The following is a 26,341-nucleotide window of genomic DNA, read 5'->3' on the forward strand; positions in this document are numbered from 1 at the left end:
GGACAACAAATAGGGTATCGCGTCGGGTGCTCATGCGGCTACTCGTCGGCGTTGCGCGTGTATCGACATGAGAACCCCGAAACCGGCCAGCAACGAGACTGCGGATGTCCCGCCATAGCTGACCAGGGGCAGGGGCACCCCGACAACGGGCAGGATACCCGTGATCATGCCGCCGTTGACCATGACATAGACAAAAAACGCCATTGCGATCGAGCCGCCGAGCAGCCTTGAGTAGGTGTCCTTTGCATTGGCCGCAATCCACAAGCTGCGACCAACGATGAAGACATACAATGCCAGCAGCAGCAGGACGCCGATCAGGCCCCACTCCTCGGCAAACACCGAGAATATGAAATCGGTGGTGTGCTCCGGCAGGAACTCGAGCCGGGACTGGGTCCCCATGTGCCAGCCCTTTCCCCAGAGGCCGCCGGAACCGACCGCGATTTTCGACTGGATGATGTGCCAGCCCAGGCCCAGCGGGTCGGATTCGGGATCCAGCAACATGCGCACGCGATTGCGCTGGTATTCGTGCAGGAAATGCCAGGCAATCGGAGCCGCTGCGGCGACAGTTCCCACGATCAGGCCGATGCGCCACCAGGCCAGACCGGCCAGAAACACGACGAAGAGGCCGCTTGCGATGATCAGCAGGGCCGTGCCCAGGTCAGGCTGCTTGGCAATCAGGCCGGCTGGAATGGCAATCAATATCAGCACGCCAGCCAGACTGCCCCATCCCGGTGGCAGCGGACGCTGGTTGAGATACCAGGCCACCATCATCGGCATGCTCAACTTGAGCAATTCGGAAGGCTGGAAGCGCACGAAGCGAAGGTCCAGCCAGCGATCAGCGCCCCGCCCTTCGCCAAGTACGGCGACGAGTATCAACAGGACAATGCTGCCGGCGTAGAGCCAGGGCGTCCAGTTGCGCAGACTTGACGGCTGCACTCTGGCAATCGCAACCATCAGAAGACCACCCAGCAGCAGGCGAATACCCTGGGCCATGGCCTGGTCGCCATTCAGGTCGCTGGCGCTGTATTGCGTGGCGAGCCCGATCATGGCGAGCAGAAACAGGGCTCCCAGCAACGGCAAGTCGAAGCGTGGCCTGCGGATGATCGAGGCAGCTCGATAGCGGATTCGGTCGAAGACACTTGCTGTCATCGGACCGATTCCACGCTCGGCTCGATCGCGGCCGGCGACTCGGAGAACAACCACGCATCGAACATGTGCCGGACAACCGGAGCAGCATCCCGGCCGCCGCCACGACCGGCCTCAAGCGCCACGATTGCCGCAATGCGCGGCTCCAGAGCGGGCGTGAAGGCTTCGAACAGGACCTGGTGACGTTCCTCGGCAACCTGGGAGATGTGCTGCCAGGTTTCGTTGGTGCGGGAGAATCTCTCAGCCGTGCCACTCTTGCCCGCGATCACATAGGGAAAGCTGTTGCCCATGGTCCGCGCCGTGCCGGTGGGTCCGTTGACGACCGCGATCATGCCCGCCCGTACAGCTTCCCAATTGGAAGGATCCTTGAAGAACGGCTCCCCCCCCGGCTTGGTCTCGACACGTATCGGCGCATCGCCGATGCCCTTCTGCGTTGCATAAAGCAGATGCGGTTTGTGCGAAATTCCTCCTGCCGCCAACATGGCTACACCATGCGCAAGCTGCACCGGCGTCACGACCCAGAATCCCTGTCCGATTCCCGCGATAACCGTCTCTCCGGGATACCAGGCTTCATTCATGCGCTCCCTTTTCCACTCACGCGACGGCAATACGCCGCTGCTTTCGCCGAGCAGGTCGATACCGGTGGGCGCACCAAAACCGAACTTGGCCATGGTTTCGGTCATGCGCTCAATGCCCATGTCCTGGGCCAGCGAGTAATAGTAGGCATTGACTGACTGGGCCAGCGACTCGACCAGATCGACCCTGCCGTGGCCGCCCGCGCGCACGTCGCGATAGCCGCGCTTCTGTCCCTGAATATGAAACTCGCCAGTCGAGAGCGTCGTGTCCGAGGGGCGGCGCAAACCAAGCTCGAGCCCTGCCGCTGCGAGAAACGGCTTGATCGTGGAGCCCGGAACGTAGCTTCCGCGCAAGGCACGATCAAGCAGCGGCTTGTCCGGCGAGTGCAGCAATGCGTTGTAGTCGGTCTGGCTTATGCCGTTGACGAAGAGGTTTGGATCGAAGCTGGGCACGCTGATCATCGCCAGCACTTCACCATTGCGCGGATCCATGGCAACCGATGCGCCCGGTCTTCCGGCAAATGCATTGACGCCCGCCTCCTGAATGCGCGTGTCGACAGTCAGGTAGATGTTCTGTCCCGGGGTTGGCGCCACCCGCTCGAGCACCCGCAACGGTCGCCGATCCGCGTTGACTTCAACCAGCTCATAGCCGGGCTCGCCATGCAGCAGATCTTCATAAGAACGCTCTATTCCGGTCTTGCCGGCATGCGTCGTGCCGGCGTAACGCGCGGCATCCAGGCGCTTCACGTCGGCTGCATCGATGCGCCCGACGTAGCCGACCAGGTGACCGAATACCTTTCCCCGTGGATAGTAGCGGGTCAGGTATGGCACGACGTCGACGCCCGGAAAGCGCCATCGATTGACTGCAAATAATGCGATGTCCTCGTCGGTGAGTTTCAGGCGCAGAGGCACGCTCTGGTAGGAAGGCTTGCTCTTGACCAGGGCCTTGAATCGCTCGATGTCGTCGTCAGTGATCCCGATCGTGTCGCGCAGATCCACCAGCAAGGTGTCGATGTCGGCCACCTGCTCGGGCACGACTTCAAGGCGGAAGGCCGCGATGTTTTCAGCCAGCAATACACCGTTGCGGTCATAGATAAGCCCGCGTGCCGGCGCCAGCGGCCGGGTGAGAATGCGATTTGCGTCCGAACGCGCCTGGTATTCCTCGTGCTTGGCAACCTGAAGAAACCAGAAGCGAACACCGAGAATGGTCAGCGCCGCGAAGATGATCAAGAAGCCCGTCAGTGCCCGGCGTACAAACTGTGCCGCTTCCTTGCGCGTGTCCTTGATCGGCCGGTATTTCATGACTCTTTTGAACGCACGCGTGCCCGCAGGTCATCGAGCAGAAGGAATACAAAAGGCCAGGCCAGCATGCCGAAGAGCGGCGCGATCCAGAAACCCACGGCCGGTATCGGGTCTCCCGAAAAACCGCGGATCATCAGGACCACGATGCGATCATTGAGCAGCAATGCGAGCACGGCCAGCGACTGCTGTCCCATCGGAAAGAAGCGCAGACGCGAACGAAAACGCAACACGATGAACGCAAGTATGACCAGTCGCAACGCCTGCTCACCGAGCAACTGGCCCGTCAGGATGTCGCCGGAAATCCCGAGCAGAAAAGCAAGGCCCAGTCCTATTCGATGCGGCGCCTCAATCGCCCAGTAGATGACGACCAGCGCAATCCAGTACGGCTTGAACGGCAATATCGCCTGTGGCAACGGGGTCAACTGCAGTACGAACGCCAGAAGAATGCTGGCTATGAAAATCAGCAGTTCGGTGCGTTTCCTGTTCATTGCGCCTGGACGCCTTCCTGAAAGCTGCTGGCACCTTCGAGAGGCTTCTGTTCTGTAGGCGCAACCGGCGCCGGCGGACCCATCGGCTGCGGCAAATCCTGCAGCAACAGGACTTCGCCACTGCGATCCAGCGCCGCTGCCGGTCGGGCAATGGCCGCCGCAAACATGCCGCTTTCGTCATTGCTGATTTCCAGTATCTCGCCTACAGGAAATCCGACCGGAAAGCGCCCGCCCAAACCGGAGGTGACCAGCGAGTCGCCGACCTTGATGTCCGCACTCATGGGCACGTTTGGCAATTGCAGCCGGTCAATCGCGCCTGTTCCATAGGCAATAGTGCGCAGGCCCGTGCGCTCGATCATCACCGGTATCGCATGGCTCGGATCGGTGACGAGCATGGCCACCGAAGTGCGTGGCAAGACTTCGACAATCTGGCCCATGATTCCGTGCGCATCCAGTACCGGCTGACCTACTTCGATGAATTGGGCAGCACCGGCATCGAGGACGATGCGATGTCTGAAAGGGTCGAGATCGATATTGATGAGCCGTGCAAGCTGGACCCCGAGGCCGAGTTCGTTTTGCACGTCGAGCAGCTTTTTCAAGCGGTCGTTCTGGGCAGATAGAGCAGACATCCGGTTGAGTCGAACCTGGGCCAGCAGCAGCGCCTCGCGCAAACTGCGGTTCTCGTCCACGAGATGGCTCTGGGTGGCGATGGCCAGGCGTCCCGCACGCGCCACATCGGAGGGCAGTGCAGCAAATCGATAGACCGGTTCGACCACGGCACTTGAAAACGTGCGCAGTCGTTCGAGATAGGCTCCACGGTGATCGATCACCATGACGATCATGGCGAGGGTCAGATAGGCGATCAGGCGCAGCGTGCTGACTGCGCCTTCAGCAAACAGGGAAACCTTGTCAGGAGCTGCAAGCGCCATGAGCGCAACTCACCTGATCCTACTCGGGAGCGAAGAAGTCACCACCGTGCTGGTCGACCAGCTCGAGAGCGCGCCCACCACCGCGGGCAACGCACGTCAGTGGCTCGTCAGCCACATGCACGTGCAACCCCGTTTCTTCGGAGAGCAAACGGTCGAGATCACGCAGCAGTGCACCGCCCCCAGTCAACACGATGCCGCGTTCAGCTACATCGGAACACAACTCCGGTGGCGTCTGTTCAAGCGCGCTTCGCACCGCGCTGACGATTCCTGAAAGCGGTTCGTGCAACGCTTCCAGAATTTCATTCGAGTTGACCGTGAACATGCGCGGTACACCCTCGGCCAGATTGCGGCCGGATACCTCGATTTCCTTGACGTCCGATTGCGGAAACGCACATCCGACTTCCATCTTGATGCGCTCGGCTGTCGCCTCGCCAATCAGCGTCCCGTGATTGCGACGTACATAGTTGATGATGGCTTCATCGAAACGATCACCGCCGATTCGTACCGATTGCGAGTAGACGATGCCGTTCAGGGAAATGACTGCAACCTCGGAGGTGCCGCCGCCGATATCCAGCACCATTGAACCACGTGCCTCACCCACCGGAATGCCTGCACCGATGGCAGCCGCCATGGGCTCCTCGACGAGAAACACGTCGCGAGCGCCAGCGCTTTCGGCCGATTCCTTGATCGCACGACGTTCGACCTGAGTCGAACCACAGGGGACGCAGACCAGCACGCGAGGGCTGGGCCTGAACATGCGCGAACGATGCACTTTTCGAATGAACTGCTTGAGCATCTCCTCAGTCATCGAGAAGTCGGCAATGACGCCATCCTTGAGTGGCCTGACGGTGACGATATTGCCGGGAGTTCGCCCGAGCATTTTCTTGGCATCCGAGCCGACTGCAGCAACGCTTCTCGGGCCTCCAGGGCCGCGGTCCTGCCGGATCGCCACAACCGATGGCTCGTTGAGCACGATACCCTGGCCGCGTACGTAGATCAGTGTGTTGGCCGTGCCGAGATCAATCGACAGGTCGTTGGAAAAGAGACCGCGCAAGCCTTTGAACATGAGAAAACTTGACCTGAAAAGTGGAGCCGCAAAGAACGCGACAGTTTAGAGACGGCCATCCACTCAGGCAAGCCAATTCGCCGTTAAGAAGGGCTTATTTCAAGCCTTTTTGACAAGCGAGGGACGACTTCCAGCCACGTGGATCACCATATGGTTGCCTTGCACCCTGCCTGGCGCGCGGACCGATCGTATGCACAGACGTGCTTCCCTGCCCAAAGTCGGGCAAGATTCCCCTCCTTTGCCGTCCATTTGAGCTTTTCCGGATCATGACCGGAAGGCAATGGCCGTGCAGCAATGACAAAATCAGGGGCAAAAGATGTCGGCTTTGATCTGCGGTTCGCTTGCGTACGACACCATTATGGTCTTTCCGGACCAGTTCAAGAACCACATTCTTCCGGACAAGGTCCATATTCTGAACGTGTCGTTTCTCGTGCCTCGCATGCGTCGGGAGTTTGGTGGTTGTGCCGGCAATATCGCCTACAACCTCAAGCTGCTGGGCGGAGAGCCCGTGCCCATGGCCACCGTTGGCCAGGATTTTGCGCCCTATCGCGAACACTTCGAGGCATGCGGGATCCGTCTCGACCAGGTCAAGGAACTGGATGATCTGTTCACGCCCCAGGCGTTCATCACGACCGACCACGACAATAACCAGATTACAGCCTTCCACCCCGGCGCCATGATGCGCTCCCACGAAAACCATGTTCGCGAGGTAGAGGGCATCAAGTTCGGTATCGTCAGTCCGGACGGTCGGGATGGCATGCTGCAGAACGCCGGCGAATTCGTCGAATGCGGCATCCCGTTCATATTCGATCCGGGTCAGGCCATGCCGCTGTTCAATGGCGAGGAGCTGCGACATTTCATCGAACAGGCTGACTACGTAACCGTCAACGACTACGAGTCCAGCCTGCTCCAGGAGCGCACCGGCTGGAACGAAGCCGATATTGCGAAGCGTGTCAAAGCCTACATCACCACCTGCGGACCGCGCGGCGCAAGGATCCATGCCGACGAGAAGTGCCTCGACATACCGCCAGCCCACGAACGCAGGATCACGGACCCCACGGGCTGTGGAGATGCATTCCGGGCTGGATTGATCCACGGGATCATGAAGGGCTACGACTGGATGACGATCGGCCGCATCGGCAACCTGATGGGCGCGCTCAAGGTCGAGCACCCCGGCACACAGAACCAGCGCTTCGACTACCGACAGTTCTCCGACCAGTTCAAGCAGCAGTTTGGCTATTCGTTGAGTTGATCGGTCAACGCAACCAACGGCAGGGCCACTCGGGTTGAGTGCGTGACCCGGTAGTTTGCATTGGCGCAGTGAATCAAGATCCGAACTTCATGTCTGCGTGTGTGTCGGGGCGAACCCGAGACCCGCCTGGTCAATCGATCCTGTCTTCTGGCCTGAGAGCGGGCGAGTCTGAGACTCGCCCCTACCGGGCCCTGATTGCAGTTCGCGCGGCTGCGCCGCCGGCTGCAAGAGGGCAATAAAAAACCCCGCAGGAGGACTCCTGCGGGGTTGGGATAAAGCGCTCAGCGATGACCTACTCTTGCATGGCTTGAGCCACACTACCATCGGCGCTGCTGCGTTTCACTTCCGAGTTCGGGATGGGATCGGGTGGTTCCACAGCGCTATGTTCGCTGAGCAAGCGGTGGAGACAGCGCATGGGTATGCGCCAGTCTCACAGGGGGTCTTGGGACGTAATAAGTCGTTTTGGCTCGAGAGTTTTCTGTGTTGCTGAGGCTTGTAGCTGTGTTCATGCTGCAAGAAAGCGTCAACGAGAGGCTTTCAGAGAAGTGCGGTCTGGAACCGCTTCTTCGTGCAGCGATGCACACATGAAGCAACTTGGAGTTATATGGTCAAGCCGCACGGATCATTAGTAGTGGTTAGCTCGGCATTACTGCGATACACACCCACCCTATCAACCACGTAGTCTTCATGGTTCCTTCAGGAGCCTTGTGGCTCGGGAGGTCTCATCTTGAGGCGCGCTTCCCGCTTAGATGCTTTCAGCGGTTATCGCTTCCGAATATAGCTACCCGGCAGTGCCACTGGCGTGACAACCGGAACACCAGGGATTCGTCCACTCCGGTCCTCTCGTACTAGGAGCAGCCCCTCTCAAACCTCCAACGCCCACGACAGATAGGGACCGAACTGTCTCACGACGTTCTGAACCCAGCTCGCGTACCACTTTAAATGGCGAACAGCCATACCCTTGGGACCGGCTACAGCCCCAGGATGTGATGAGCCGACATCGAGGTGCCAAACACCGCCGTCGATATGAACTCTTGGGCGGTATCAGCCTGTTATCCCCGGAGTACCTTTTATCCGTTGAGCGATGGCCCTTCCATTCAGAACCACCGGATCACTATGACCTACTTTCGTACCTGCTCGACCTGTCCGTCTCGCAGTTAAGCTGGCTTATGCCATTGCACTAACCTCCTGATGTCCGACCAGGATTAGCCAACCTTCGTGCTCCTCCGTTACTCTTTGGGAGGAGACCGCCCCAGTCAAACTACCCACCATACACTGTCCCCGATCCGGATTACGGACCCAGGTTAGAACATCAAGCACATCAGGGTGGTATTTCAAGGTTGGCTCCACGCGAACTGGCGTCCGCGCTTCAAAGCCTCCCACCTATCCTACACAGACGAATTCAAAGTTCAGTGTAAAGCTGTAGTAAGGTTCACGGGGTCTTTCCGTCTTGCCGCGGGAACGCTGCATCTTCACAGCGATTTCAATTTCACTGAGTCTCGGTGGAGACAGCGCCGCTGTCGTTACACCATTCGTGCAGGTCGGAACTTACCCGACAAGGAATTTCGCTACCTTAGGACCGTTATAGTTACGGCCGCCGTTTACCGGGGCTTCGATCAAGAGCTGCTTGCGGCTGACCCCATCAATTAACCTTCCGGCACCGGGCAGGTGTCACACCCTATACGTCCACTTTCGTGTTTGCAGAGTGCTGTGTGTTTTGATAAACAGTCGCAGCGGCCTGGTCACTGCGGCCCAAGAATGCTCAGCTCCGCATGGAGCCACACTCCTGGGCGCACCTTCTCCGGAAGTTACGGTGCTATGTTGCCTAGTTCCTTCACCCGAGTTCTCTCAAGCGCCTTGGGATTCTCACCCTGCCTACCTGTGTCGGTTTACGGTACGGTTCTATCGCAGCTGAAGCTTAGAGGCTTTTCCTGAAGCGTGGGATCAGTGACTTCGTCCTAAAAGGACTGTCCGGTGCTCGGCATAAAGAGACGCGGATTTGCCTACGCCTCATGCCTACCTCCTTTCCCCGGGACAACCAACGCCCGGTACACCTACCCTTCTCCGTCCCCCCATCGCACTGCGATAAAGTGCTGGAATATTAACCAGCTTCCCATCGACTACGCGTTTCCGCCTCGCCTTAGGGACCGACTCACCCTGCGCCGATGAACGTTGCGCTAGAAACCTTGGGCTTTCGGCGGGGAGGCTTTTCACCCCCTTATCGTTACTCATGTCAGCATTCGCACTTCCGATACCTCCAGCAACCTTACGATCCACCTTCACAGGCGTACGGAACGCCTTCTACCGCTTACTCTAAGAGCAAACCCCGAGCTTCGGCATAGCTTAGCCCTGTTAAATCTTCCGCGCGGGCCGACTCGACCAGTGAGCTATTACGCTTTCTTTAAAGGGTGGCTTCTAAGCCAACCTCCTGGTTGTCTATGCCTTCCCACTTCGTTCACCACTTAGCTATGACTTTGGGACCTTAGCTGCGGGTCTGGGTTGCTTCCCTTTTCACGACGGACGTTAGCACCCGCCGTGTGTCTCCCGTGCTTGCACGTGCTGGTATTCGGAGTTTGCAATGGTTTGCTAAGTCGCAATGACCCGCTAGCCATAACAGTGCTCTACCCCCAGCAGTGATACACGAGGCGCTACCTAAATAGCTTTCGAGGAGAACCAGCTATCTCCGGGTTCGATTAGCTTTTCACTCCTATCCACACCTCATCCCCGTCTTTTGCAACAGACGTGGGTTCGGGCCTCCAGTCCGTGTTACCGGACCTTCACCCTGGGCATGGATAGATCACCCGGTTTCTGGTCTACGCTGTGCGACTATGCGCCCTATTCAGACTCGGTTTCCCTTCGCCTCCCCTAGACGGTTAAGCTCGCCACACAACGTAAGTCGCTGACCCATTATACAAAAGGTACGCCATCACCCCACGAAGGGGCTCTGACTGCTTGTACGCATACGGTTTCAGGTTCTATTTCACTCCCCTCTCCGGGGTTCTTTTCGCCTTTCCCTCACGGTACTGGTTCACTATCGGTCGGTCAGGAGTATTTAGCCTTGGAGGATGGTCCCCCCATGTTCAGACAGGGTTTCACGTGCCCCGCCCTACTCACTTTCATCGCACCAGCCCTTTCGAATACCGGGCTATCACCGTCTATGGCGGGCCTTTCCAGACCCTTCTTCTAGAACTGGCGCAACTTTTGGGCTGTTCCCCGTTCGCTCGTCGCTACTGAGGGAATCTCTGTTGATTTCTTTTCCTTCAGGTAATGAGATATTTCAGTTCCCTGAGTTCGCCTCCACACGCCTATGTATTCAGCGCGGGATACTCCTTGCGGAGTGGGTTTCCCCATTCGGACATGACCGGATCAATGCTTGTTGCCAGCTCCCCGGCCCTTTTCGCAGGCTGCCACGTCCTTCATCGCCTCTGACCGCCAAGGCATCCACCGTATGCGCTTAGTCGCTTGACCATATAACCCCAAGTTACCTCGGGATTACACGCAAACCACTCGTGTTACTTCGCCTACTTGCCTCAACGACACGTTCGACTCGTTCGAGCCAAAACGCTTATTACGTCCCAAGTTTTCAAAGATCACAACGCTGGCCTCAACGCCAGGTCGTTTCTAAATAAAGTGTGTACGCAGTACATTCAGAGTGGTGGGTCTGGGAGGACTCGAACCTCCGGCCTCACCCTTATCAGGGGTGCGCTCTAACCACCTGAGTTACAGACTCTCTTGGCTTGTCTTTGGCCTGCTGGACGGCAGCCTTGGTCGCTCACTCGGTCACGTACTGATGTACGCTCCCTCGTTCGCTCCGGCGGCCCCTTTGCCAGCGACCCAAAATCCGGCGCCAAAGCCCATCGATGGTGGAGCTTGTCGGGATCGAACCGACGACCCCTGCTTGCAAAGCAGGTGCTCTCCCAGCTGAGCTAAAGCCCCAGGTGTCTGACTGTGCGAGGACGACCCCACACACCAAATCACGACGCTCCCGCGTTGATCAGCGATCAACCGGAACTCTGAATGCAGGTAACTTGTGGACGCCTTGACGCGGCGAAGCCATTTCTTAAGGAGGTGATCCAGCCGCACCTTCCGATACGGCTACCTTGTTACGACTTCACCCCAGTCATGAACCACCCGCGGCAAGCGCGCCCCTTGCGGTTACGCTACCTGCTTCTGGAGCAACCCACTCCCATGGTGTGACGGGCGGTGTGTACAAGGCCCGGGAACGTATTCACCGCGACAATGCTGATTCGCGATTACTAGCGATTCCGACTTCACGGAGTCGAGTTGCAGACTCCGATCCGGACTGAGATCGGCTTTCGGGATTGGCTTCACCTCGCGCTCGCAACCCTCTGTACCGACCATTGTAGTACGTGTGTAGCCCTGGCCGTAGGGGCCATGATGACTTGACGTCATCCCCACCTTCCTCCGGTTTGTCACCGGCAGTCTCCTTAGAGTTCCCACCTTTACGTGCTGGCAACTAAGGACAAGGGTTGCGCTCGTTGCGGGACTTAACCCAACATCTCACGACACGAGCTGACGACAGCCATGCAGCACCTGTGTTCCGATTCCCGAGCACTCCCGCATCTCTGCAGGATTCCGGACATGTCAAGGCCAGGTAAGGTTCTTCGCGTTGCATCGAATTAAACCACATACTCCACCGCTTGTGCGGGCCCCGTCAATTTCTTTGAGTTTCAGTCTGCGACCGTACTCCCAGGCGGCGAACTTAACGCGTTAGCTTCGACACTGAGCACCTAAGTGTGCCCAACGTCCAGTTCGCATCGTTTAGGGCGTGGACTACCAGGGTATCTAATCCTGTTTGCTCCCCACGCTTTCGTGCCTCAGCGTCAGTGTTGTCCCAGATGGCCGCCTTCGCCACTGGTGTTCCTCCCGATCTCTACGCATTTCACCGCTACACCGGGAATTCACCATCCTCTGACACACTCTAGCCAGTATCCACTGCAGTTCCCAGGTTGAGCCCAGGGCTTTCACAGCAGACTTAACTAACCGCCTACGCACGCTTTACGCCCAGTAATTCCGAGTAACGCTTGCACCTTCGTATTACCGCGGCTGTGGCACAGAGTTAGCCGGTGCTTATTCTTTGGGTACCGTCATTCAACCGAAGTATTAGTCCGGTCGGTTTCTTCCCCAACAAAAGTGCTTTACAACCCGAAGGCCTTCTTCACACACGCGGCATGGCTGGATCAGGCTTGCGCCCATTGTCCAATATTCCCCACTGCTGCCTCCCGTAGGAGTCTGGACCGTGTCTCAGTTCCAGTGTGGCTGATCATCCTCTCAGACCAGCTACGGATCGTCGCCTTGGTAGGCCTTTACCCCACCAACTAGCTAATCCGGCATCGGCTCATCCAATCGCGTGAGGCCCGAAGGTCCCCCACTTTCACCCGTAGGTCGTATGCGGTATTAGCGTAAGTTTCCCTACGTTATCCCCCACAACAGGGTAGATTCCGATGCATTCCTCACCCGTCCGCCGCTCGCCGGCATCCCGAAGGACCCGCTGCCGCTCGACTTGCATGTGTTAGGCCTGCCGCCAGCGTTCACTCTGAGCCAGGATCAAACTCTTCAGTTGAACCTTCTAACCTTCCGGGTTGCCCCTTCCGGTTTGTTCCTGAACGTTTAACCCAAGCTTTCTCAAACTATGGCTTATAGCTTTTGCTTGATCTTGCTTGGACGTTCTTGATGCTTTGGACTTTCGTCCACACCAAGGCGCCCACACAAGATACCTGCGCACACTGTCAAAGAACCTTCGCGTCGCCGGAATTTGCATCCCGGCACCTGACCACCTTTCGTCGTCAGCGAGCCGCACATCATACAACCATTTTTCTAACCGTCAACACCCTGCGACACCCCATCCCGCAGCGTCTCAGCCTGCCAACCCACCCCCAATCACGACCCCTTCCAGCGGCCCTGACTCGGCGGGGCGCGCATCCTAACCGCAGGCGGGGGTTTGGGGAAGCGGTTTCGGGAAAATAATCCGAAACACAAGCCAGGGCCTTCTGATTCCAGCCCGTTCAACTGCTCGACCGGACGCGCGCACGGACCGCAAACCCGGTCATGGGGCCGCTTTCGATCTGCGCTCCGATCATGCGCCAGGCAATATCAGACGGTCCGGACCACCCGCGAAACACTTCTAGCCGAGGACTCTACCAGTGCCATCCTGATCGGCAGCAGTCGACCCGTGCCGCCGATTCCAGCCGGCATCCATCATGGCGAACTGTGCCCACATCTCCGACCGCTGCGCTCGGCGCAGGGCATGCTCACAGGCAAGGCCGCACTGATAGGGAACAAGCGGCGCGGTATGCCATCCGGTCGGAGCGTCTTCCACGGGGACGAAAACTCGCACTGGAACCACCTTCGCCGATCTGGCGCTTGTTGACCGGATATCAGTCAAGCATCGGCAGAGGCACATCCAGCTACATGACAAGACTTTTTGCAGAAGAAATCTGACGGTCTTCTGGCGATTCGTGCGAAGAGGCGATCTCTCAGACTTCGATCATCTCGAAATCCGACTTGGTCACGCCGCAATCCGGGCAGGTCCAGGTCTCGGGCACGTCTTCCCAGCGCGTACCCGGCGCTATGTCGTCGTCCGGCCAGCCCTCTGCCTCGTTGTAGAGGAGTCCGCAGACCACGCACATGAACGTTCGATAGGGGGTTTCCGGCTGAGTCATGTCTGTTCGGGAAATGAATTGGGGAGGCGCATTGCGCACTGCGCTTATCATTGTGTCAGCTTGCGCAGTTCGCGAAAAGCGTGGCCACGGCAGATGACGGATGATTCGACTACAGGGGCTATATGCCATCACCAATGGTCCGCGTGCGGACCTGGAACCGGCCGTGCGTGCCGCGTTGGCTGGCGGCGCACGCATAGTCCAGTACCGCGACAAGACTCCGGATCGCGACCGCCGCAGCAGGGAGGCCGCCAACCTCGTGCAGCTCTGCTCCCGCTTCGGCGTTCCGCTCATCATCAACGACGATGTGGATCTCGCTGCGGAGTGCGGCGCCGCCGGCGTGCACCTGGGCACGGATGATGTCGACATTGGGGTGGCGCTGGAGCGACTCGGGACCGACGCCATCATCGGCGTTTCGTGCTACGACTCGCTCCCGCGCGCGCGACAAATGGCCGCGCAGGGCGCCAGCTACGTGGCGTTTGGTGCCTTCTACCCATCCTCGACCAAGCCCGGCGCGCGTATCGCCAGCCAGAACCTGCTGCGAGATTCAGCGGACCTCGGCATCCCGAGGGTGGCGATTGGTGGCATCAGCCCGGACAATGCACTGGAGCTGATACAGGCAGGCGCAGACTGTGTCGCCGTCATAAGTGCGCTGTTCGACACTGTGGACATCGAATCTGCCGCCCGCCAATTCAGCCGCCTCTTTTCCTGATCCCGTCGAGAATTCCATGAGCTCCAACCATGAACTGTTCCAACGCGCGCTCGAACTGATGCCGGGTGGCGTCAACTCCCCGGTACGCGCCTTCAATGCTGTTGGTGGAGAACCGTTTTTCACCCGGCGAGCAGACGGCCCCTACCTCTGGGATGTCGAAGGCAAGCGATACATCGACTACGTCGGATCATGGGGACCGATGATCGTCGGCCACAACCATCCTGCGGTTCGCGATGCCGTTGCGCGCGCAATCGAGAATGGCCTTTCCTTCGGCACGCCTTGCGAGGCCGAAGTGAGAATGGCTGAGACGATCAGCAAGCTGATCCCGTCGATCGAAGTCTCGCGCATGGTCAACTCCGGGACGGAAGCCACGATGTCGGCCATCCGACTGGCTCGCGGCTTCACTGGCCGTCCACGCATCGTGAAATTCGAGGGCTGCTACCACGGCCATGGTGATGCATTTCTGGTCAAGGCCGGCTCAGGCGCCCTGACCCAGGGCACACCCACCTCACCCGGGGTGCCCAAGGCTCTTGCCGACCTGACCCTGACCCTGCCATTCAACGATTTTGAAGCCGCAAGCAGGATGTTCAAGGAGTCGGGCAGCGAAATCGCCGGCCTGATCGTCGAGCCGGTTCCAGGCAACATGAACTGCGTGCCGCCGCGCGAGGGCTACCTGCAACATCTTCGCGATCTGTGCACGCAAAGCGGCACGCTGCTGATATTCGACGAAGTCATGACCGGTTTCCGCGTCGCCCTCGGCGGTGCGCAGGCCCACTATGGCATCACCCCTGATCTGACTACGCTGGGAAAGATCATTGGTGGGGGCATGCCGGTGGGTGCCTATGGTGGCAAGCGCGAAATCATGCAGCAGGTCTCACCCGCCGGACCGATTTACCAGGCTGGAACCCTGAGCGGCAACCCGGTCGCCATGGCTGCGGGCCTGGCGATGCTGGAACTCGTGCAGGCCCCCGGTTTCCATGCAGAACTGACACGTCGCACCATCCTGCTGACCGACGGCCTGCAGGCACTCGCAGACGGCGAAGGCATCGATTTCACGACCACGCGTGTCGGGGCCATGTTCGGCCTGTTCTTCAGCAAGGAGAAAATAGAAACCTACGCGCAGGCGACAGCGGCGGATCGCACACTGTTCAATCGCTTCTTCCGGAACATGCTCGAGCAGGGCGTCTTTTTTGCCCCCGCGGCCTACGAGGCGGGTTTCATGTCCATGGCGCACGACGAGAGCATCATTGCCGATACACTCAGGGCAGCCCGAAACGCATTTGCCTCACTACGCGCATGAAAAAGCTGAACCTTCACCAGCACACTCTGGCCGTACACGCCGGCGGGGAATCCGACCCGGAAACGGGCGCTGTCGTCGCGCCGATTCATCTGGCCACGACGTTTCGCCACGGACCTGCGGGTGAACGCGTTGGAGGCTACGAGTACCAGCGCGAAGGCAACCCGACCAATGACCGACTGTGCAACGCCATAGCGGCTCTCGAGGGCGGAGCCCGTGCACTTACATTCGCGTCGGGCATGGCCGCAATCAGCAACCTTCTCGAATCGTTGCCAGCCGGCTCACGCATCGCCATTCCGGATGACTGCTATACCGGGCTCAGGATATTGGCCGCCGAGTTCCTGCCGCAGCGCGCGATCAAGGTCGTCACGGTCAACATGGCCAATACCGACGCCGTGCAGGCCGCATGTGCAGAAGGAATCGATCTGATCTGGGTCGAAACACCGTCAAACCCGCGCATGACAATCAGTGACATCGCCGCAATCGCGGGGATTGCTCACGCTCACGGTACTCTGCTGGTTTGCGACAACACATTCGCTTCGCCCGTATTGCAGCAGCCGCTGGCACTCGGCGCCGATGTCGTCATGCATTCCACGACCAAGTATTTCGGTGGACACAGTGATGTGCTCGGTGGCGCCCTGGTCTTTGCCAGGGCCGACGAACTGCACGACCGCGTGGCCCATCGCGTGCATGTCACCGGGGCTACGCTGGCACCGTTCAGTGCCTGGCTGACGCTGCGCGGGTGTCGTTCGCTTCCGGCGCGCATGGCCATGCACTGCGCGAATGCGCGAGCAGTGAGCGAATTTCTTTCGGGCCATCCGGCTGTCGAGCGGGTCAACTATCCCGGATTGCCGAAGCATCCGGGTCATGATGTGGCAAGGCGGCAGATGCGCGATTTCGGCGGCATGCTCAGCATCGAATTGCGTGGCGGCAAGACCGCTGCACTGGCGATGGCTGGACGACTGCGCCTGTTTACCAACGCGACCTCGCTCGGCGGCTGCGAATCGCTGATCGAGCACCGCGCCTCGGTAGAGGGCAACGATCCCGTTTCGCCGGCCAATCTGTTGCGCCTGTCCGTAGGCCTGGAACATGTCGACGACCTGATCGCCGACCTCGAGGCAGCGCTTTCCTAGGCTGCAGGAATGCGTTCAGACAAGCTGCCGAATTGCCCGGCCCAGTCGCGCCAAACCCTCAGCGATGTCATCTTCACCAATGTTGAGCGCCGGCACAAAGCGCAACACACCTGCACCGGCCTGCAGCAGCAAGAGGCCTTCGCGCGCAGCCGCATCGAGTATTTCATCGACACGCGTTTCGAACGCAGGTGCCAATACTGCGCCAAGCATCAGCCCGCTTCCCCTTACCAACTTAATGGCGCCTGATTCCGCACCCAGTTTTTCGAGTCCCGAACGCAATGCCGCGGATTGCCGCTGCACGTTTGCGAGCAGATCGGGCGAGGAAAGTTTTCTCAGGGCAACCCGGGCGACGGCAGCGCCCAGCGGATTGCCGCCGAATGTCGTCCCATGCGAACCGAACTGCATGGCTTGCGCGGCACTGGTGCCGACCAGCATCGCGCCGATCGGGAACCCGCAGCCCAGGCCCTTGGCCAGGGTCATGACATCGGGGATCACCTGCGGCCACTGATGCGCCCACAATCGCCCCGTTCGACCCATGCCACACTGGATTTCATCGAACACCAGCAAGGCGCCGAGGGCATTGCAGCGCCGGCGCAGCTCGTGCAGGAATGCGGCATCGGCCGAAACCACCCCACCTTCGCCCTGAATTGGCTCGACCAGAACGCCGGCGACATCATCTCTCAGGACGTGATCAAGAGCGCCAGTGTCATTGAAGGCCGCATGGCGGAATCCCGCTGGCAGCGGCTCAAAACCCTGCTGATATTTCGGTTGAGCAGTAGCCGTGACGGTAGCGAGGGTACGGCCGTGAAATGCGCCCTCGAACGTGAGGATCACGCGACGCTCGGGCGGTCTGCCCCGGTCTGCGGCGTGCTTTCGGACGAGCTTGATGGCAGCCTCATTGGCCTCGGCGCCCGAGTTGCAAAAGAAGACCCGCTCGGCAAAGCCACTTGCCCCCAGCAGCTCTTGCGCCAGCCGAATCGGCGGTTCTGAATAATAGACGTTGCTGGTATGCCAGAGTTTTCCCGCCTGATGAGTCAGCGCCTCAAGAATATCCGGGTCGGCATGGCCGAGCGCGCTGACCGCAATCCCCGCTGTGAAATCGACATAGTCGCGGCCGTCCTGGTCCCAGACACGCGAGCCGAGGCCACGCTCGAGGATCATTTTCCGCTGTCGATAGACGGGTAGCAGGCTGCGTTGCGCCGCAGCGATCAGTGGCGACTCAGCGTTCACGCCGGCACTTCCGCAGCTTGCCTGTCGATGTTCGCATGTCCTGCAATTTCACTCCGCGCAAGCTGGCTTCGACCCGGTGCGCTCACTCTCTCGAGGCGCGCTCGCCAGCGACCAGCTCGCGCTTGAGGATCTTGCCCGATGCGGTCATCGGAAGGCTCTCGCGAAACTCGACGCTGCGTGGATACTTGTAGGCGGCGATGCGTTCGCGTGCCCACTGAATCAGCTCGCTTTCGCTGACATCGGCACCGGGCTTCAGAATCACGAAGGCCTTGATCTCCTCGCCATATTCGGAATCCCCGATGCCGACAACCGCGGCCAGGGAAACGGCCGGGTGGGTCACCAGCAGTTCCTCGATTTCGCGCGGATAGACATTGAATCCACCGCGGTTGATCATGTCCTTGCTGCGATCGACGATGAAATAGGCCCCATCTTCGTCGCGACGTGCAAGGTCACCGGTTCGAAACCAGCCATCACGTATCGCCGTACGCGTCTCGGCATCGCGCCTGAAGTAGCCCTTCATGATGTTGTGTCCGCGCACGGCGATCTCGCCGATATCTCCGACCTTGCTGACTTCGCTCCAGTCGTCGTTGATCAGCTTGACCTGCACACCCCAGATCGGCACGCCGATCGAACCCACCTTCAGCGGCATGTCCTTTCGCGAGAAGGTCGCCACAGGTGAGGTTTCCGAAAGACCATAGCCTTCCAGTATCCGAATGTTGAAACGCCGCATGAATTCCTTCTGGATCTCCTGCGGCAACGCAGCGCCCCCCGACACCGACATGCGTAACCGCGAGGCGATCCCCACCACGTCAATGGTGTCATCCAATGCATTCAGCAAACCCCAGTACATGGTCGGCACGCCGGCGAAACAGGTCACCTGCTCGGACTGCATCAGCGCCAGCGCGCCCCTGGCCTCGAAACGCGGCATGAATATCAAGGTTGCCGATTGCAGGAATCCCAGAATCATCTGCACGGTCTGACCGAAGGTATGAAACAGCGGCAGCACGATCAGGATTCTGTCGTGGCCCTGCGGATGTTCGCCAAACAGCCGCGTCAATGCGAAGGCATTCATCATGATATTGGCGTGAGAGAGCTCTGCACCCTTGGCGCGCCCGGTCGTGCCACTCGTATAGAGGATGACGGCCGTGTCTCCGGAATCGCTGATGTGCGCATCGAACAGCGCAGGCAAATCACTCACCGCGCTCGAGAATGTCTGCGCGCCTTCGATCGGCGAAGCCGCCGCAGGATCGGCGGTGACCAGAAAGAATTGCTCGCAAGTCTCCACCATTTCGAAAGCAGCCCAGCCTTCCTTGCCCATGGGGAGCTCCGACGACCCCTCGAAGCAGAAATACATGCGAACTTCGGCATCACCGATGTGATAGGCGATTTCGTCATGCTTGAGCAAGACGTTCAGCGGGACGACAACGGCTCCTGCCTTGAGGATGCCGAAGTAGATGATCGGAAAGTACGGCAGGTTCGGGCAGCTCAGCGCGACCTTGTCGCCGGGCTTGATGCCGTTCCGCACGAGCAGGTTGGCAACCTGGTTCGCCGCAGCATCGATTGCGGAATAGCTCAGCCGTAAATCGCCGAGGACAACGGCATCTCGATCGGGAAAATCGCGAGCGCTGGATTCCAGGACGGCGGACAGGTTGAGCAAGGCAGGGACTCCTGGTGGTTCTTCCCCGGATCAGGGCGACGAGAGCGGGCAGATCGACTGCCCAAGGGTGTTGGATCGAAGCGCGGGCTCGATGGCCGCCGAGGCGTTCGCTTCGGCCGCAGTGACTGCCGCAGCAACGTTGCCGCCGATCAGGCTGAACAGGGTTGCGTTGCAATCGATGTTGGTCAGCAAGTAGTTGCTGATGACAACACCCGGAGGCATCAGGTCCACGCTGTAGACACCGTCAACACCATCGGTCTGCATGAGGTAGTCGAGGGTGTAACCCAGGCTGATCGAATTGAGACTGATCGAGCAGGACGGGAAAATGTTGGTCGTGATCGGAACCGTGATATTGGCCGCCGAGCCGGGGCCTGTGAAAAGTCCATTCACGAAGTCGCCGGAAAAACTCCCTGCGCTGATCGAGACCGGGCAGCCTTCCACTCCCGTACCACACCCGTTCGGGGTTGCGCACACGGAATAGGTGACGCCGGTCTGGCTGCCCGATTGAGAAGGAATGCAGGCACTTGTCCCATTGATGCTCGTGCGCATTGTTTCCAGAAACTGCGCCTTGGTCTGGCCAGGATCCCAGCAGGTCTCGAAGCCCTGGTGAAAGAGCAGTTGCGCGACCGTTGGCTGCGCCCAGGTGGCAACCAGAACCATGCTGGCCAGCGTCATCAGGCGCGTCTTCGTTCGCATCCAGGCTTTCTCCCTTGAATTTCCTGATCCTAGTCGAGCTTCGCCGAAAGCGCCATGGCTGAGGCAACGCCCATCAATTTGCCCTGGGGCAACGCTGAACAAGTGGCACAATCGTCATGGCATTCAGAAGGTCTGCCAGTCGTGCTGCGAGGCGAAGTGAAGGCGGGTGGCCTTGGCAAGACTCGCGGTGCGGCTGGCGGGCCTTCTGAAAGCCACCTGTTTCAATAGAGAATCAATCGGTCAGGCGACGCCTGTCTGCGCGCAGCTCCTTGTTGCGCTGCCTTGAAGGACGGCCGGTCCATCTGCGTCAGCGCGCCGCGATCTGCACGCAGACAGACGTCGTGACGGTTGCGCCACTTGTTCAGCGTTGCCCTAGTCCAGAAACAGATCGGGCAGCAAGGGATGCCCCGGCGCAACGGCGTACTGGTCGAAATCGGTAACACCGCCCTTGGCAAGCACCGCATCGTCAATCAGGAATCCGCCTGTCTGCTCACGACTGGGCTTGATCAGAATCGCGTGCGCGGCATCGGCGACAATCTCGGGCTTGCGGGCATTCTGGGTACTGACCCCCGGAATCATGTTCAAGGCATCTGTCGCGATCAAGGTCCTTGGCCACAAGGCGTTGACCGCAATCCCGTCGTCGCGGAATTCCGCAGCCATGCCGAGTACGCACAGACTCATGCCGTACTTGGCTATCGTGTAGGCCACATGGGGTGCGAACCATTTCGTGTCGAGGCTGGGCGGGGGCGACAACACGAGGATATGCGGATTTTCCGCCTTCCTGAGGTGCGGCAGGCACGCCTGCGAACAGAGAAATGTTCCCCGCGTGTTGACCTGATGCATGAGGTCAAAGCGTTTCATCGGAGTATCTTCCGTGCCGCGAAGCCAGATCGCGCTGGCATTGTTGACGAGAATATCGATGCCGCCGAATCGACCCACTGCCTCATTCACGGCTGCATGCACGCTTTCATCACTGCGAATGTCGACCATCAGCGGCAAGGCCTGACCGCCAGCCGCTTCGATTTCGGCCGCGGCGGTGTAGATGGTTCCCGGCAACTTGGGATTGGCCACTGCACTCTTGGCTGCAATGACGATGTTTGCACCATCCGCGGCGGCGCGTCTTGCAATCGCCAGACCAATCCCGCGCGAAGCGCCAGTGATGAACAGTGTCTTTCCCTTCAGTGTGCTCATGCAGCTCTCCGGGGTTCGGGCATGGAAAATCGGGATAGGGAGATTGGAGTATCGCGACGGGCGGCGTCAATCGATGACGGTGCCTCGAGTTTCAAGGCAAGTCCCGCGAATGAAGCGGCCACTTGCGGCGGCCAGTCGAAGCACAGTCTGGTACCCCGCGGAACGGCTAGTCGCGCTGAAAGCGGGGCAAGTGGTGCATCAATTGATGCAGGCGCTCGATCGGGTCGTTGATCTGCAACAGCAATTGCCGTTCGGGTGCCTCCAGCGGCAAGACTTCGGCAAGGCGAAATCCGACCCAGGCGGCATCATCGTAGAGGGTGCGGTCGAACCGGGAATATTCACCACCGACCTGCTCGTGGACGCGCTCGAGGATCGTGGCCAGCAGACCGCAGTCGGGCGGCATGGAAACATGCTCTTCGCCGACAAGAAACCGGACGTCACCCTGAATCAATCCGTTGTCGCGAAGATGCGTGCCCAGCACGGTGAATCGCTTGCTGCCTTGCGCGTGAATTCCCAGCAAGCCATCCGGCAAGGTGTGGAAATCGGTGATGCGAGCCAATGTGCCAATCGCTGCAGGCACCGATGGATCCCCTGCTTCTTCGCCATCAAGAATCAGACAGACGCCGAATCCGCTGTCGTTGCGCGTGCAGTCCCTGACCAGATCCAGATAGCGGGGCTCGAAAATGCGCAGACTCAGGTGCCCGCCCGGATACAGGACCGAAGAGAGCGGGAACAGCGGCAGGCTTTCGGTAGACATCGGGAATTCGTGCGCTCAGGCGTTGCCACGCAAACGCAACACCTCGACGAAACGGCGCGGCGCACTCTCGAACCCGCCATTGGACATAAAGACCACCTGGTCACCTGCTCGAACCTCAGCCTGCATTGCATCCAGCAGGGCGTCCACGCTGGCCGTTGCTGTCGCACGCCCGTTCATGGCGGTCACGACACGCCCCGCATCCCACGGCAACTCCGGGCGTTGAAGGAAGACCACACGGTCTGCATCAATGAGAGAAGGTGCGAGTTGATCGGCATGAACGCCGAGACGCATCGAGTTCGAGCGCGGTTCAAGGGCGACGACAATACGCTTGCCGCCGACGCTTGCGCGCAAACCGGCCAGGGTCGTGGCTATCGCTGTTGGATGATGGGCGAAATCGTCATAGACAACGACACCCGCCTCTTCGGCCACCCGCTCCATGCGCCGCTTCACGCTGCGAAAATCGGCAAAGGCGGGCAACAGCGCCGTGAGGTCGGCGCCGGCGACATTGGCTGCAGCCAGCGCGGCCAGCGCGTTCATCACGTTGTGCCTGCCGAGCAGTGGCCAGCGCACCGTGCCCAGCAGCGCTTCTCCATGCCGGACCTCAAACTCCGAACCATCAGCCTGAAGCAGCCTTGCACGCCAGTCGCCACGTTCGATTCCGAATGTTTCCACCGGCGACCAGCAGCCCATGGCCAGCACTTCGGCCAGGCGCTCGTCCTCTGCATTGACGATCACCCGACCATTGCCGGGAACAATGCGCAGCAGGTGGTGGAACTGACGCTGGATTGCCGCGACATCAGGAAAAATGTCAGCGTGATCGAATTCGAGATTGTTCAGTATCGCCACCGATGGGCGGTAGTGAACGAATTTCGAGCGCTTGTCGAAAAAGGCGGTGTCGTATTCGTCGGCCTCGAGCACGAACGGGGATCTCGCAGCCCGATTTTCACGGACGGCCAATCCGCCCAGTGCGGCAGAAGTCGGGAAGTTGCCGGGCACTCCGCCAATCAGGAAACCAGGCTGGAGGTTGGCGCACTCGAGCAGCCATGCGAGCAGCGATGTCGTGGTCGTCTTGCCGTGCGTACCGGCCACGGCAAAAACCTGCCGACTTCCGAGCAGTTGCTCACCCAGCCATTGCGGGCCAGAGATGTAGCGCAGACGCTTGTCGAGCAGGGCTTCGACTGCCGGATTGCCGCGCGACAAGGCATTGCCAACGATGACCAGATCGGTGCCTGGGTCGATGTTCTCCGGCGCGTAGCCGGATTTCAGGGCAATCCCGAGTTCTTCCAGTTGGGTACTCATCGGCGGATAGACATTGCTGTCGCTACCTTCGACCTGATGTCCCAACTCGCGTGCCAGGGCGGCGATGCCACCCATGAAGGTGCCGCAGATACCGAGGATATGAAGTTTCATGGCGTGAGTTTACCCTGCAGATCGCCACGCGCAGCGCGGCGACCGAAGGCCATGCTGAACACGTGGCGTAGCGTGACCTCCGCTCAGGCAGCCACCTCACTGAACAGCGCGCGACTCAGGGCGAAATCCGCAATGGCCCAGGAAACGGCGAGCAGCAGGCCCAGCCAGTATGGGGCATCAATGGCGTGGCGCACGACGTGTGCATCCACGGCAACTTTCCAGAACAGTACGCCCAGGCCGAGCCACACAATAAGTACCTGCGCCGGCGTCAGGATCACGTCCTCGCCCTGTGGGTTGCCGAAGAACCAGGCCAGCGGAAGAATCAGCAGTGAAAATGCCATTGAGCAGGACACCAGTGCCGTGGCGGTCTGCACGAAGCGATTGGCCAGTCCGCGGATGGAAAGGGCCGTCCAGCACAATGCCATCAGCAGCGAGATCGACAGCAGCGAGCGCGCAAGCAGGGTGTCGTCATAGCCCAGCAGGCTGCCCGAACCGTAGTCGAGCATTACCGAGGCTCCCAGCAGGGCGATGAGCAGGGCACCCGAGTACGGGAGGTCCTGAGGTCCACCACGGAAGCGGCAGAGCCCGACCACGATCTCGACAACGCGCGCGAATGTGAAGGATTTCTCGCTCATGACTCAGGAGTCAGGTGGGGCGACCGATCCTGGCAGCCCCGCCCAGGATCGCTGAACTGGAAAGAGTCAGGATCAGGCCGGCAAGGCAGCAACGATACGGTCGAAGACTTCATCCAGCTCGCCGACACCATCGACCGTGACCAGCTTGCCAATGGCCGCAAAGTGATCGGCGACCGGGGCGGTCTGTTCGGCATACACCCGCAATCGGGCGCGAACGGTCTCCGGCGTGTCGTCCACGCGACCTTCGGCAGCGGCACGGCCAGCGATGCGCTCGACAATCAGTTCGTTCGGCACATCCAGCTTGACGGCGACATCCAGTGGCTGGTTGATCCTGTCCAGCAAGGCCTCGAGTGCGGCGCATTGGGCGAGATTGCGCGGGTATCCGTCGAGGATGAATCCCGCCCGGGCATCTTGCTCGGCCACGCGATCCTCGAGCATGCCGAGCACGATGTCGTCGGAAACCAGTTTCCCGGCGTCCATCACGGCCTTGGCCTGTAGACCCAGAGGCGTACCGGCCTTGACTGCAGCCCGCAGCAGATCTCCGGTCGATATATGGGGAATGCGCAGTGAATCCCTGAGCATTGCCGCCTGGGTGCCCTTGCCCGATCCGGGTGCGCCGAGTAGCACGAGTCGCATACTGATCCTTCGATGACGCGCGCTCGGGGAAAACCCCACGACGCTGCGCTAGACTTTAAGCAGGAAAACGCGGCGTAAAGCTATCTGCTGGAGCAGGCGCAGTCAAACCGGCACAATTGAGGCAACGCAGATCTGCGTTGTCTTGACCCCTTCCCGTCGACCTGGAGCCACTTCCCGATGCAAGGCAATCTGCTCTACGCACAATCCGGTGGCGTCACCGCCGTCATCAACGCCAGCGCCTGCGCCGTCATCGAGACTGCGCGCAAGCACAAGGTCCGCGTACTCGCCGCCCGCAACGGCATCATCGGTGCCCTGCGCGAGGAGCTGATCGACACCTCGAAGGAGTCAGCCAGTGCAATTGCGGCATTACGCCACACGCCCGGCGGCGCGTTCGGCTCGTGCCGGTTCAAGCTCAAGTCGCTCGAGCAGAACCGCAATCAATACGAACGCCTGATTGAAGTCCTTCGCGCGCACGATATCCGCTGGTTCCTTTACAACGGCGGCAATGACTCGGCCGACACGGCGAACAAGATTTCACAGATTGGCAAGGCCCTCGGCCATGAGGTGACCGTGGTTGGCGTGCCGAAAACGGTCGACAACGATCTGGCCGTGACCGACTGCTGCCCCGGCTTCGGTTCGGTGGCCAAGTACACGGCGATTTCCGTCCTCGAGGCCAGCCTTGATGTGGCTTCCATGGCCGAGTCCTCGACCAAGGTCTTCGTGATGGAGGTGATGGGGCGTCACGCGGGCTGGATCGCTGCCGCTGCGGGCCTGGCCGGCAAGTCGCCCGACGAGGCTCCTCACATTATCCTGTTCCCCGAAATTCCGTTCGACGAACAGTCCTTCCTGGCCCGGGTCAAGGCGACCGTCGAGCGCATCGGCTGGTGCACCGTCGTCGTATCGGAAGGCGTGCGCAACAAGGAAGGCAAGTTTCTTTCCGAAGTCGGTACGCGGGACGCGTTCGGACATGCCCAGCTCGGCGGCGTCGCACCCCTGCTGGCCGACCTGGTCAAGCAGAAGCTCGGCTACAAGTATCACTGGGCCCTGCCAGACTACCTGCAACGATCGGCCCGGCACATCGCCTCGAAGACCGACGTCGAGCACGCCTACGCGGTCGGCAAGGCCGGCGTCGAATACGCCCTGGCCGGCAAGAACGCGGTGATGCCCGTGATCGTGCGGACTTCCGATGCCCCCTACCGCTGGAAGATCGAGCCCGCGCCGCTGAAGAAAGTGGCCAATCACGAAAAGAAGCTGCCGAAAAGCTACATACGGCGGGATGGATACGGCATCACCGAAGCAGCAAGGCGCTATCTGGAACCGTTGATCCGCGGCGAGGAAGCGCCGCCTTCGGGCAAGGATGGCCTGCCCAAATATGTGCGCCTTAAAAACGTGATGGTGAAACCCAAGCTGCCACGCTATTCGATTTCGGACTGATTGCCCGGCGCGGGGAGGCTGGACAGCCGGATGTGCGGCATCGGATCAATCCTTGCGGCGCCTTTGACGCAGTGCATGCAACGGCCACCTGATCCGGATGACTCTGACCCAAGCC

The 26,341-nt window shown here is 59.9% G+C and carries 19 protein-coding genes, 2 tRNA genes and 3 rRNA genes; 5 read left to right on the plus strand and 19 right to left on the minus strand.

Annotation, left to right across the window (positions count from 1 at the left end; all coding sequences use genetic code 11):
* Window positions 1-30: 30 nt before the first annotated feature.
* Genes rodA through R3F00_RS03695 form a run of 5 tightly spaced genes read right to left on the minus strand, consistent with a single transcriptional unit; the run spans window position 31 to window position 5,506 of the window.
* A complete protein-coding gene (gene rodA, locus R3F00_RS03675) occupies window positions 31-1,149 on the minus strand; it encodes a rod shape-determining protein RodA (protein ID WP_371280361.1) in 1,119 nt (372 codons plus the stop codon).
* The gene (gene mrdA / locus R3F00_RS03680; RefSeq protein ID WP_371280362.1) at window positions 1,146-3,023 is read right to left on the minus strand and encodes a penicillin-binding protein 2; all 1,878 of its coding nucleotides are present in this window, start codon (window positions 3,021-3,023) and stop codon (window positions 1,146-1,148) included. Before mrdA ends, rodA begins: the two co-directional genes overlap by 4 nt.
* A complete protein-coding gene (gene mreD, locus R3F00_RS03685; protein ID WP_371280363.1) occupies window positions 3,020-3,511 on the minus strand; it encodes a rod shape-determining protein MreD in 492 nt (163 codons plus the stop codon). The genes mrdA and mreD overlap by 4 nt, the downstream gene beginning before the upstream one ends.
* Window positions 3,508-4,440, minus strand: coding sequence for a rod shape-determining protein MreC (gene mreC / locus R3F00_RS03690; RefSeq protein WP_371280364.1), 933 nt, complete (start codon window positions 4,438-4,440; stop codon window positions 3,508-3,510). Before mreC ends, mreD begins: the two co-directional genes overlap by 4 nt.
* A gap of 19 nt (window positions 4,441-4,459) precedes the next feature.
* The gene (locus R3F00_RS03695; RefSeq protein ID WP_371280365.1) at window positions 4,460-5,506 is read right to left on the minus strand and encodes a rod shape-determining protein; all 1,047 of its coding nucleotides are present in this window, start codon (window positions 5,504-5,506) and stop codon (window positions 4,460-4,462) included.
* 316 nt (window positions 5,507-5,822) lie between these two features.
* Between R3F00_RS03695 and R3F00_RS03700 the strand changes: the two genes are divergently transcribed.
* Window positions 5,823-6,758, plus strand: a complete 936-nt coding sequence (locus tag R3F00_RS03700; RefSeq protein ID WP_371280366.1) for a carbohydrate kinase family protein — start codon at window positions 5,823-5,825, stop codon at window positions 6,756-6,758.
* A gap of 279 nt (window positions 6,759-7,037) precedes the next feature.
* On the opposite strand, the gene rrf is transcribed toward R3F00_RS03700, so the two are convergent.
* The 6 genes from rrf to R3F00_RS03730 all read right to left on the minus strand — a co-directional run bounded on the left by rrf (window position 7,038) and on the right by R3F00_RS03730 (window position 13,441).
* Window positions 7,038-7,152, minus strand: a 5S ribosomal RNA gene (gene rrf / locus R3F00_RS03705).
* Window positions 7,153-7,362: 210 nt separating this feature from the next.
* Window positions 7,363-10,226: ribosomal RNA gene (locus tag R3F00_RS03710) — 23S ribosomal RNA — on the minus strand.
* A gap of 185 nt (window positions 10,227-10,411) precedes the next feature.
* Window positions 10,412-10,488, minus strand: a tRNA-Ile gene (locus R3F00_RS03715).
* Window positions 10,489-10,619: 131 nt separating this feature from the next.
* Window positions 10,620-10,694 (minus strand) — tRNA-Ala (locus R3F00_RS03720).
* A gap of 125 nt (window positions 10,695-10,819) precedes the next feature.
* Window positions 10,820-12,342, minus strand: a 16S ribosomal RNA gene (locus tag R3F00_RS03725).
* Together the 16S, 23S and 5S rRNA genes with 2 tRNA genes alongside form the textbook arrangement of a ribosomal RNA operon.
* A 913-nt stretch (window positions 12,343-13,255) precedes the next feature.
* Window positions 13,256-13,441, minus strand: a complete 186-nt coding sequence (locus R3F00_RS03730; protein WP_371280368.1) for a rubredoxin — start codon at window positions 13,439-13,441, stop codon at window positions 13,256-13,258.
* A 100-nt stretch (window positions 13,442-13,541) separates the two neighbouring features.
* On the opposite strand from R3F00_RS03730, the gene thiE reads away from it, so the two are divergent.
* The 3 genes from thiE to R3F00_RS03745 are packed head-to-tail and all read left to right on the plus strand — an operon-like array spanning window position 13,542 to window position 16,580.
* Window positions 13,542-14,150: a thiamine phosphate synthase gene (gene thiE / locus R3F00_RS03735; RefSeq protein WP_371280369.1), complete on the plus strand. Its 609-nt coding sequence runs from the start codon at window positions 13,542-13,544 to the stop codon at window positions 14,148-14,150.
* A 16-nt stretch (window positions 14,151-14,166) separates the two neighbouring features.
* A complete protein-coding gene (hemL, locus tag R3F00_RS03740; RefSeq protein WP_371280371.1) occupies window positions 14,167-15,450 on the plus strand; it encodes a glutamate-1-semialdehyde 2,1-aminomutase in 1,284 nt (427 codons plus the stop codon).
* On the plus strand, window positions 15,447-16,580 hold the full coding sequence (locus R3F00_RS03745; protein WP_371280372.1) for a PLP-dependent aspartate aminotransferase family protein: 1,134 nt from the start codon (window positions 15,447-15,449) through the stop codon (window positions 16,578-16,580). The genes hemL and R3F00_RS03745 overlap by 4 nt, the downstream gene beginning before the upstream one ends.
* Before the next feature lie 15 nt (window positions 16,581-16,595).
* Here R3F00_RS03745 and R3F00_RS03750 read toward each other — a convergent pair whose 3' ends face one another.
* From R3F00_RS03750 to R3F00_RS03785, 8 genes are all read right to left on the minus strand, one after another.
* Window positions 16,596-17,810, minus strand: a complete 1,215-nt coding sequence (locus R3F00_RS03750; protein ID WP_371280373.1) for an aspartate aminotransferase family protein — start codon at window positions 17,808-17,810, stop codon at window positions 16,596-16,598.
* An 82-nt stretch (window positions 17,811-17,892) separates the two neighbouring features.
* The gene (locus R3F00_RS03755) at window positions 17,893-19,467 is read right to left on the minus strand and encodes a long-chain fatty acid--CoA ligase (RefSeq protein WP_371280374.1); all 1,575 of its coding nucleotides are present in this window, start codon (window positions 19,465-19,467) and stop codon (window positions 17,893-17,895) included.
* A 30-nt stretch (window positions 19,468-19,497) separates the two neighbouring features.
* Window positions 19,498-20,163 carry a hypothetical protein gene (locus R3F00_RS03760; protein ID WP_371280375.1) on the minus strand — a complete coding sequence of 222 codons (666 nt, stop codon included), beginning with the start codon at window positions 20,161-20,163 and terminating at the stop codon, window positions 19,498-19,500.
* A gap of 372 nt (window positions 20,164-20,535) precedes the next feature.
* A complete protein-coding gene (locus tag R3F00_RS03765) occupies window positions 20,536-21,354 on the minus strand; it encodes an SDR family oxidoreductase (RefSeq protein WP_371280376.1) in 819 nt (272 codons plus the stop codon).
* Window positions 21,355-21,520: 166 nt separating this feature from the next.
* Window positions 21,521-22,111: an LON peptidase substrate-binding domain-containing protein gene (locus R3F00_RS03770; protein ID WP_371280377.1), complete on the minus strand. Its 591-nt coding sequence runs from the start codon at window positions 22,109-22,111 to the stop codon at window positions 21,521-21,523.
* Window positions 22,112-22,126: 15 nt separating this feature from the next.
* Entirely contained in the window at window positions 22,127-23,521 is a 1,395-nt protein-coding gene (gene mpl / locus R3F00_RS03775) for a UDP-N-acetylmuramate:L-alanyl-gamma-D-glutamyl-meso-diaminopimelate ligase (RefSeq protein ID WP_371280378.1), read from the minus strand.
* A gap of 83 nt (window positions 23,522-23,604) precedes the next feature.
* The gene (locus R3F00_RS03780; protein WP_371280379.1) at window positions 23,605-24,156 is read right to left on the minus strand and encodes a hypothetical protein; all 552 of its coding nucleotides are present in this window, start codon (window positions 24,154-24,156) and stop codon (window positions 23,605-23,607) included.
* A 72-nt stretch (window positions 24,157-24,228) separates the two neighbouring features.
* The gene (locus R3F00_RS03785) at window positions 24,229-24,792 is read right to left on the minus strand and encodes an adenylate kinase (RefSeq protein ID WP_371280380.1); all 564 of its coding nucleotides are present in this window, start codon (window positions 24,790-24,792) and stop codon (window positions 24,229-24,231) included.
* Between the two features lie 177 nt (window positions 24,793-24,969).
* On the opposite strand from R3F00_RS03785, the gene R3F00_RS03790 reads away from it, so the two are divergent.
* Window positions 24,970-26,226, plus strand: a complete 1,257-nt coding sequence (locus R3F00_RS03790) for a 6-phosphofructokinase (RefSeq protein ID WP_371280381.1) — start codon at window positions 24,970-24,972, stop codon at window positions 26,224-26,226.
* Window positions 26,227-26,341 lie beyond the last annotated feature (115 nt).

This window comes from Dokdonella sp. (assembly GCF_041395345.1).
Classification (GTDB): Bacteria; Pseudomonadota; Gammaproteobacteria; order Xanthomonadales; family Rhodanobacteraceae; genus Dokdonella.